This is a genomic window from Pseudaminobacter soli (ex Li et al. 2025) (assembly GCF_003012705.1).
Lineage (GTDB): Bacteria > Pseudomonadota > Alphaproteobacteria > Rhizobiales > Rhizobiaceae > Pseudaminobacter > Pseudaminobacter soli.
In genome coordinates, this window is record NZ_PXYL01000016.1 from 102,394 (window position 1) to 110,059 (window position 7,666).

7 protein-coding genes are annotated in these 7,666 nt (G+C 60.2%); 4 read left to right on the forward strand and 3 right to left on the reverse strand.

Annotated features, from left to right (window positions below):
* Positions 1 to 3: 3 nt before the first annotated feature.
* Positions 4 to 879, reverse strand: a complete 876-nt coding sequence (locus C7I85_RS23785; RefSeq protein WP_245445073.1) for an ABC transporter substrate-binding protein — start codon at positions 877 to 879, stop codon at positions 4 to 6.
* A gap of 274 nt (positions 880 to 1,153) precedes the next feature.
* Between C7I85_RS23785 and C7I85_RS23790 the strand changes: the two genes are divergently transcribed.
* The gene (locus C7I85_RS23790) at positions 1,154 to 2,341 is read left to right on the forward strand and encodes an alpha-hydroxy acid oxidase (protein WP_106726499.1); all 1,188 of its coding nucleotides are present in this window, start codon (positions 1,154 to 1,156) and stop codon (positions 2,339 to 2,341) included.
* Positions 2,342 to 2,472: 131 nt separating this feature from the next.
* Here the strand turns inward: C7I85_RS23790 and C7I85_RS23795 are convergent, their stop codons facing one another.
* Complete coding sequence (locus C7I85_RS23795; protein WP_106726500.1) at positions 2,473 to 3,180, reverse strand: glutathione S-transferase family protein; 708 nt, start codon at positions 3,178 to 3,180, stop codon at positions 2,473 to 2,475.
* A gap of 484 nt (positions 3,181 to 3,664) precedes the next feature.
* Here C7I85_RS23795 and C7I85_RS23800 point away from each other — a divergent pair, with 484 nt between their 5' ends.
* Positions 3,665 to 4,159, forward strand: coding sequence for a VOC family protein (locus tag C7I85_RS23800; RefSeq protein ID WP_181257326.1), 495 nt, complete (start codon positions 3,665 to 3,667; stop codon positions 4,157 to 4,159).
* A gap of 945 nt (positions 4,160 to 5,104) precedes the next feature.
* Positions 5,105 to 5,581 carry a hypothetical protein gene (locus C7I85_RS31110; RefSeq protein ID WP_181257328.1) on the forward strand — a complete coding sequence of 159 codons (477 nt, stop codon included), beginning with the start codon at positions 5,105 to 5,107 and terminating at the stop codon, positions 5,579 to 5,581.
* Positions 5,582 to 5,980: 399 nt separating this feature from the next.
* Here the strand turns inward: C7I85_RS31110 and C7I85_RS23810 are convergent, their stop codons facing one another.
* Positions 5,981 to 6,535, reverse strand: coding sequence for a hypothetical protein (locus C7I85_RS23810; RefSeq protein WP_181257329.1), 555 nt, complete (start codon positions 6,533 to 6,535; stop codon positions 5,981 to 5,983).
* Between the two features lie 401 nt (positions 6,536 to 6,936).
* Here C7I85_RS23810 and C7I85_RS23815 point away from each other — a divergent pair, with 401 nt between their 5' ends.
* Positions 6,937 to 7,461 carry a Cache 3/Cache 2 fusion domain-containing protein gene (locus C7I85_RS23815; protein WP_106726503.1) on the forward strand — a complete coding sequence of 175 codons (525 nt, stop codon included), beginning with the start codon at positions 6,937 to 6,939 and terminating at the stop codon, positions 7,459 to 7,461.
* Positions 7,462 to 7,666 lie beyond the last annotated feature (205 nt).

Genomic DNA, 7,666 nt, shown 5'->3' on the forward strand with positions numbered 1-7,666 from the left:
ATATCACTCCACGACGTGCAGGGCTCGAGCAACGACAGCGTCTGGGACTGTCACACCCATACGTTTTGCCGACTTCAGATTGATTGCCAGCGAGGTCTTGTCGCCGAGCGCAACAGGAATGTCTCGCGGCTTTTTGCCCTCCAAGATATCGGCCGCAATCTGCCCGGCCAGTTCGCCGATGATTTGCTCGTCCATGCCTACGGAGGCCAGGGCGCCACGCTCAACCGAGCCGGAGTCGCTTGCAAAGAAGGGAATCTTTGCCGAATAGGCCACCTGGATGATCGACTCGAGCGCCGACACCGCGGTGTTGTCCTGGGGAACGAAAAGCACATCTACCTTGCCGACCAGACTTTGGGCGGAAGCCGCAACGTCGCTAGAACGGTTAGCAGTCGCCTCGACGATCTCGATGCCGCGACTCTGGGCCTCCTGCTTGATACGCGCGAGCACCGCGACGGAGTTCGCTTCGCCGGGGTTGTAGATCACGCCGATCCTGGAAACTGCGGGGACCAATTCCTTGACGAGATCGAGTTGGTGGCCTACCGGCGCGTATTGCGCCGAACCTGTGACATTGTGGCCCGGGTGCTCGATAGATTCGACAAGCTTCGCCCCTATCGGGTCACTAAGTCCCGCAAATACAATCGGAATGCTCTTGGTGGCGGCCGCAAGGGCTTGCGCGGATGGAGTTCCGATCGCCACGATGACGTCAGGCTCGTCGCCAACGAACTTGCGCGCGATCTGGGCAGCAGTTGCGGGGCTGCCTTGCGCACTTTGCACCTCCCATTTGACTGTCTTGCCGGGCACGAAGCCCCTAGCCGCAAGGCCGTCCTCGAAGCCCTTGCGAATGGCGTCGATCGACGGATGGTCGACGATCTGGGTCAAGGCAACAAACTTCTCGGCAGCCGCTGCCGTGCCGAGAGCAGCCGAACTTGTGGCAAGGGCGCCGATGGACACCCCAACTGCTGTCAGCACCTTCCGGCACCATTTTGTCCTCGATGATTGCATTCTTCTCCTCCGCTCCGTGAGGGTACGGCATTCGAAGCGCCGTTTGCCTCGAGGCGACTATGGAGTCGATCATGGCTCTTGACAATATCTAGAACGGCTGTTCGAACTAATTATTATTTTTCCAATTTGGCCGCTGGGCCGGAGGAGCGGTATGGGTTCAACAGGAATTGGCATTGCAGCCGCTGTCTCGGTCGAGGATCTGCGCGGGCGGGCGCGGGCGCGGCTGCCGCGTGCAGTCTTCGACTTCATCGACGGTGCCGCCGAAGACGAAGTTTCCTTGCGGCGCAACCGCGTTCAATTCGAAGAGTTGGCGTTCGTCCAGCGCGTTCTGACCGGGTCGACCCAGCGCGATCAGTCGGTGGAGTTGTTTGGAACGCGGTATGGCTCGCCTTTCGGCATCGGCCCGACGGGACTTGCAGGACTGGTCTGGCCCAGAGCCGAGCTGGCGCTCGCAAGGGCCGCTGCCGCCGCCAAGATTCCTTTTGCACTGAGCACCGTTGCCAGCGTGTCGATCGAAGACGCCGGCGCGGCCAGCAACGCCCCAAAATGGTTTCAGCTCTACCTGCTGCGCGATCGGGGCATCTCCCGCGCGCTTGTCGAACGCGCCAAAGCGGCAGGCTTCCAGGCGCTGATCCTGACCGTCGACTGTCCCGTCGGCGGAAAGCGCGAGCGGGACCCGAGAAACAACTTCACGCTTCCCCTACGGCCTACCCTCCGCAATGTCATGGACTTCGCAAGTCGGCCGGGCTGGTTATGGCAGGTGGCGCGAAACGGCGCGCCACGCGCCGAGAACCTTGTCGCGGCAGCGGGCAACGCAAATGGCGCGCAGGCGCTTGCGGCCTTCATGGAAGCCCAGGTCGATCCGGCCATCAGCTGGCAGGACGTGGCCGAGGTGCGCAAGATATGGAGCGGCCCTTTGATCCTGAAAGGCATTCTCTCACCGGAGGATGCCGCAATCGCGGCCGACCATGGCGCCGACGGCATTATCCTGTCCAACCACGGTGGACGTCAGTTGGACGGAGCCGTCAGTCCCATGGCAGTGCTGCCCTACATTGCCGAGACTCTTGGAGATCGTCTGACTATCCTGTGCGACAGCGGTTTCCGGAGGGGCAGCGACATCGTCAAGGCCACCGCGCTGGGCGCCGCGGCGGTTCTACTAGGGCGAGCTACGCTCTACGGCGTCGGCGCGGGCGGCGAGGCTGGCGCAGCCCAAGCCATAACCATACTCCAGGAAGAGGTCGATCGGGTTCTGGCCCTGCTCGGCGCATCATCGCTTGCCCAGGTCGATCCGTCCCGGCTCTTTTCTCTCGCGCTGGCAAGACGCCTCTCGGAGCAATAGTCGGGCATGTCTGCAACGGTTTAAGGTCGAACGCGCACGGTCAAGAAAGGCCAGGGCAGAATAGATTCGATCTCCAATCCGGACAGGCCAAGAAGTTCGTTGACACAACCATGCTCTTCGCCTGCTTAGGGCTAGGCGGGCTCGACCGTCGAGTTGATAGCAGCGTGGATAGCCATGCAATGGTCGACGAGATTGCCGTGCGCGGCGACGAACTGCCGGAGTGGCGTCTCGATCGGGAAGAAATAGATGTTGGCGACGAAGCCGTAGATCGCCGCGTCCACAGTTGCGGGCGCCGGCCCATGCAGAAAGCGGCTCGAGGGGACGATGTCGGCGAGGACCTGTAGGTCGGCCAGCCCGCGTGCGTAGGCATCCGCAGGCGCATAGCGTCCGATGCCCTGGTAGTAATATCGCATCGAATTGAATTCCTGCGCTTCGCGCAGACTTTCCTCGCTCAGGCTCGGATGCTGCGCGAGCAGCGCATCGCGGAAAGCCGGCCAGTAGTTCTCGTCCTGCCAGCGCGAATAGGACATGACCCAATAAAGGTTATCCAGCATGCGCGTGATCAGATGGTCGGTATGGTGCTGGGCCAAGGTCAGGCCGCCGTCGATCGTCAGGCCATATCTGTGGGTGAGGTGTGCGATGATCGTCTCGCTGTCGCCGACCGCCTCGCCGTCGTCGTCGATATAGGGCAGTTGCCCGCGCGGCGCGGCCGAGGCGTCGAAGATGTGTCGATGGATGAACGCTATGCCGGTAAGCTTTAGGAAGGCAAAGACCTTGAGGCCATAGCCATTGTTGTCGGCGACGCCGAAAAGTTCGGGATAGGAATAGAGCGTGATCATTGCATCCCTCCTTGCTCGCCGGACGCGCAGCCGACGCAAAGGCGGATATTGCCGCGTCTGGCCGGTCGACAAGGGGGCAGCGGTATCAGTCGCGCCGTCTGCGACGCCCACGTCCTCCATCCATTGTATCAGGGCAACGTCCTCATCCGACAAACTCCGATAAAGGTCGCCTCACCTTCGTGAACGGGAAGCGGGCACGGTGCCTCAGCGCGGCCGTCACAGAATCCGCGAGCGCCAGGGACTCTGGATGCAACCAGCACGATAACGAAGCCCGCATCGCGACCGACTCGAAGGGCACCGTTTTAGCGCTACAAACAGCGCTTGGAATGGAACCTATAGCCCCAATGGCGCTATGACATATCAGGAACTGCTGGCCGAATGGCGCGAGCGCAGTCTATGATGCACGTTGCAGCTGCCCCTGAACCGCCACCGACTGCCCGGCAATTTGTGCCGGGACTGGCTCCAAAGAGCGAAAGGATAAGCAATGGCAATTGCCAAGAACACGATCTGCCTTTGGTACGATAAGGACGCCGAAGCTGCAGCCCGCTTCTATGCCGAGACTTTTCCGAACAGCTCGGTGAGTGCCGTCCACCGTGCCCCCAGCGACTACCCCTCCGGCAAGGCAGGCGACGTGCTAACAGTCGCATTCACAGTCGCGGGCGTCCCCTGTCTCGGCCTCAACGGCGGACCCGCATTCAAACACAACGAAGCCTTCTCGTTCCAGATCGCCACCGACGATCAGCAAGAAACTGACCGCTATTGGAACGCCATCATCGACAATGGCGGACAGGAAAGTGCATGCGGCTGGTGCAAAGATAAATGGGGGATCTCCTGGCAAATCACGCCGCGCGTGCTGACCGAGGCGCTGGCGGCCGGCGGCGAAGAGGCGAAACGCGCTTTTGTCGCGATGATGGATATGAAGAAAATCGATGTCGCCGCGATCGAGGCGGCTCGGCGCGGCGGACGGTCCGGGCTATAAGCCGCCCGGACTTCAGCGATATTCATCTGGCGACTGGGTGGATTTCTTGGCGACTGGGATGGATCGTATTTGCTTATCGCCAAGGACTTCTACCCGGCACTATACCGAAAAGGCGATCGCCGCGGCGTCTCAAACCCGTACCATCACAAAGGATCTGCTCCTACAATCAGATATCTGACCGAGAACCTTCGCCATTTTGGCTAGTTCAAGTGCAACTCTCGAAACACGTACTGCAACTTCCTCTACATTTCTGCTTGCTTCCTATTTCGTACCGATGGCGTGGTTAGGGGGTCTCTTCTGGACGGAGACACAGCGCTGAGGTTATCGGGCACCTGTGGTCCGATTTATGATCGATCACATGCCAACCTTTGTCACCGCAATGGTTTCTACTTTGCGGCCACGCGAAATCACCTGACGGTATCCCGGCATCGTATGTAAGTGACGTTGGCTACAGATCGTGGTCGTACGAAAACCTGAAGTCGGAGCCAATGCGTGGCTGACCCCAAAAGGGCCTCGAGTCCTGCCGACCTTTGCATTGTTAGGTGGGGGAGGAAACCTGAAGGTTGGCATTCGCAACCCCGATCAAGCGGCAAATCTTGCGCCTTGGAATGGACCACCCGCCGGAATCTCCGCCCGTATCGGTTTTTCTTTAGGCAACTTTCGTCTCTGCAGAACTGCCGCCTCGGCCTCCGGGGCGCGTCCCTCTTCTTGCCGAACCCTCTGTCTCCTCTGGTAACCCGTTAGACGCGCGCCAAAGGGTTTCCGCCTCTGCGGGGCAGGACGGCACCTCCATGAGGTCCTGTCCCAGGGAATATTTTTGTTCGTGGAGCGTTTGCCTAGGAGGTCCGACAGAGGCCCAACCCCAGCGATCATCGTTTCGAGGTCAATCCTCCTGCGATCATAGCAGGCATTGGGATCCACGGACGATTTCCCTTGGAGAAGACAATGAAACGCTATCTTTCAACACTCGCCTGTTCGGGTTTGCTGAGCATTGGAGCGCTCTACGGCGGTGCGTCTGCCGCGAGCCTTCCTAGCGCTATTCCCGACACCGTCCCGACAGTCAATGCGGTAGGCGAGGCTTTCCGCACCCTTCCGGCACAACCGGTTGCCAGCGGCATAGACAAGCTGAGTTGCAGCACCGCCATGCACTGCGACCGGGGCGGCCTGCAGCCAGGCGTCTTCATGCACAAACAGAACGACGATCCTGGCGGTGTGCAGCTCGTCCGCGGCGGCGGCGGTGGTGGCGGACACGGCGGCGGCGGGGGCATGGGCGGTGGCAGCGTAGGCGGCAGCGGCATGGGCGGCAGCGTGGGTGGCGGCAGCGTGGGTGGCGGCGGCTTCTTTGGGTTCGGCCTGTATCCGCATCGCTACTGTAACCCCCGTTACGGACCCTGCTATCGTGGAAATCATCCGCGATACTAAGCGCGTCCCATAAGGTCGGCCGCTCCTTGCAGTTCAGGCCATTTTTCCGCCAAGCACTGACCCGTCGTCTGACCAGAGGCGGCGGGCTTTCAGCGAGTTTGCTTTGCGTGCCAGCTTAGCCCCGGAGTCGTTGCGCCGTGATCGCCTTTCGAGCAAGTATTGGCCGTTGTCTAGCGGCAACATGCGACCCGGAGCCAGTCGCTCGCCGGCTGTCCGCCGCGATTGGCTCCGGGTCTCGTCCTGTCACCGGTCAATCCGATCGCTCACGGCCCAAGGCGGGCTTGTGCTTTGGACGCCGGCGTTCCCCTTTGGCAGAAGAAAGCCCGGCTTGGGGCCGGGCTCCTGTTCATCGATGTTGGGGCCGGCAACCAACCGACGTGCTATGGCAGAAGGTTCCCGTCATTTGATCTCCCAGGTGGTGTTATGCGGGATGTCCATCGCTGTGTAGCCGCCAGGACCGGCCAGTGCAGGCATCGAGATGCAGGTGAAGGGCTCACTCCCGGTGATGCCTTTGTACTTGCCGGTGCCACCCGTGATGATGTGGGTGCCGCAATTCATGTCCGGCTGCGACTTGTCCTGGTCGCGGGTGTCGAAGGTCGAGAAGATCTTGTCTCCATCCTTGTCGGCCAGCACACAGGCGCCATCAATGTACTTCTTCTCGCCCGAAGCGACACTGAGCGCCGCGCACTGCGCCGACATCTTGTCGAGCATTGCCTCCCCCTTCATGTTTTGGGTGGTGCCGACCGCCTCCAGCACGGTGGCCGTTCCGAGCCCAGGAATATCAATGCTCTGCAAAGGCCGAAAGATGAAATGCGTCACGTAGGGGGTGGTGCCCTTCTTTGCGATCGACTGTCCGAGGACAACCCCGGGGACCAAGGACAAGAGCAGCCCGGAGAGAAGTGCCGCTTTGACAGTTTGGATTGCCGCAGCGGATGTCACTATCGTGGGTTTCATCGGTTCCTCCATCGTGAGCGGCAGAGCGAGCCGATGGCAAGCGCCACCGCAGGTTGGAGACGACCTGCCTGCGTTTGAAACGTGTGTGGTTTCGCCGAGCGCCAGTTCCCCGGTCAACATCAAGCGTACGGGCGAAAGCCAACTCGATTTAGCTTCGACATCGCTTCAGAGGAGCCTGCATTTTCAGTGGTCGATGCCTGAACTCGTCCAAGCTCATGCCGCAGCCGACGCATGAGCAACTGTCTCTACGATTCAAAATACCAGAATATTCCCTGTCGGGCCACGCGGCGCTGGTTCACTTTTTAATGGCGGTGGCTTCCCACGCTCGACAGCAGAGGCCATCGGCGCGATGATCCTGGGGCATTGTTCAGCGTTGGAGAGGGCTTACGAGGAGAAAGCTCATGAGCCTGCACAAAGCTATCATCAGCATCTTGACGGCCTCACTCTTCACCGGAGCCGTCGCGCTCGTACCAATGACCGCCCTCGCCCAGGATTCGAAGGTGACTGCCGCGATGGAGCTCTTGAAGTCGAAGGCAAACGAACTGGGACCGCCGAAGATAGAGGGAACTGATGCCGTCGCCGGCAAGGAAGTGCCCGCCATCTACTTCGGCTCGACCAAAATGAACAACAACTTCACTCTGGTTGACGAGGTCGTGAAGGAAGCTGGCGGGACCGCGACTATCTTCGTGAAGAGCGGCGATGAATATGTCCGTGTCGCCACGAACGTCAAAAAGGACGATGGCTCGCGAGCGATCGGGACCATTCTGGATCCAAAAGGAAAGGCGATCGAGTCCGTCAAGAAGGGTGAAGCCTTCTACGGCGAGGTCGACATTCTCGGTAAACCCTACGTGACGGGATACGACCCGATAAGGGATGCAGACAAGCACGTGATCGGCATCTACTACGTCGGCTATTTGAAGAAATAGCCATTTGTATGTGTGGAGCTTCGGCTAGAGCGCACCGCCTAGCACTACTTTGGCAGAATGGAATTTGGGCTTTGAAAGTGACGTCGACAGTGCGGACATCGGATCTGTGCTGTCGGTATAGCGAGTGCGTTGATGACCGCCCTGCGCACGGCTGGCAAGGTCGGCTCAGGTGGCCCCCGACGCGCTCGTCGTCTCTTTTTTTTCC

Coding starts and splice junctions, on each gene's coding strand:
- C7I85_RS23790 (WP_106726499.1), top strand. CDS start 1,154: ATGGGTTCAACAGGAATTGGCATTGCAGCCGCTGTCTCGGTCGAGGAT.
- C7I85_RS23795 (WP_106726500.1), bottom strand. CDS start 3,180: ATGATCACGCTCTATTCCTATCCCGAACTTTTCGGCGTCGCCGACAAC.
- C7I85_RS23800 (WP_181257326.1), top strand. CDS start 3,665: ATGGCAATTGCCAAGAACACGATCTGCCTTTGGTACGATAAGGACGCC.
- C7I85_RS31110 (WP_181257328.1), top strand. CDS start 5,105: ATGAAACGCTATCTTTCAACACTCGCCTGTTCGGGTTTGCTGAGCATT.
- C7I85_RS23810 (WP_181257329.1), bottom strand. CDS start 6,535: ATGAAACCCACGATAGTGACATCCGCTGCGGCAATCCAAACTGTCAAA.
- C7I85_RS23815 (WP_106726503.1), top strand. CDS start 6,937: ATGAGCCTGCACAAAGCTATCATCAGCATCTTGACGGCCTCACTCTTC.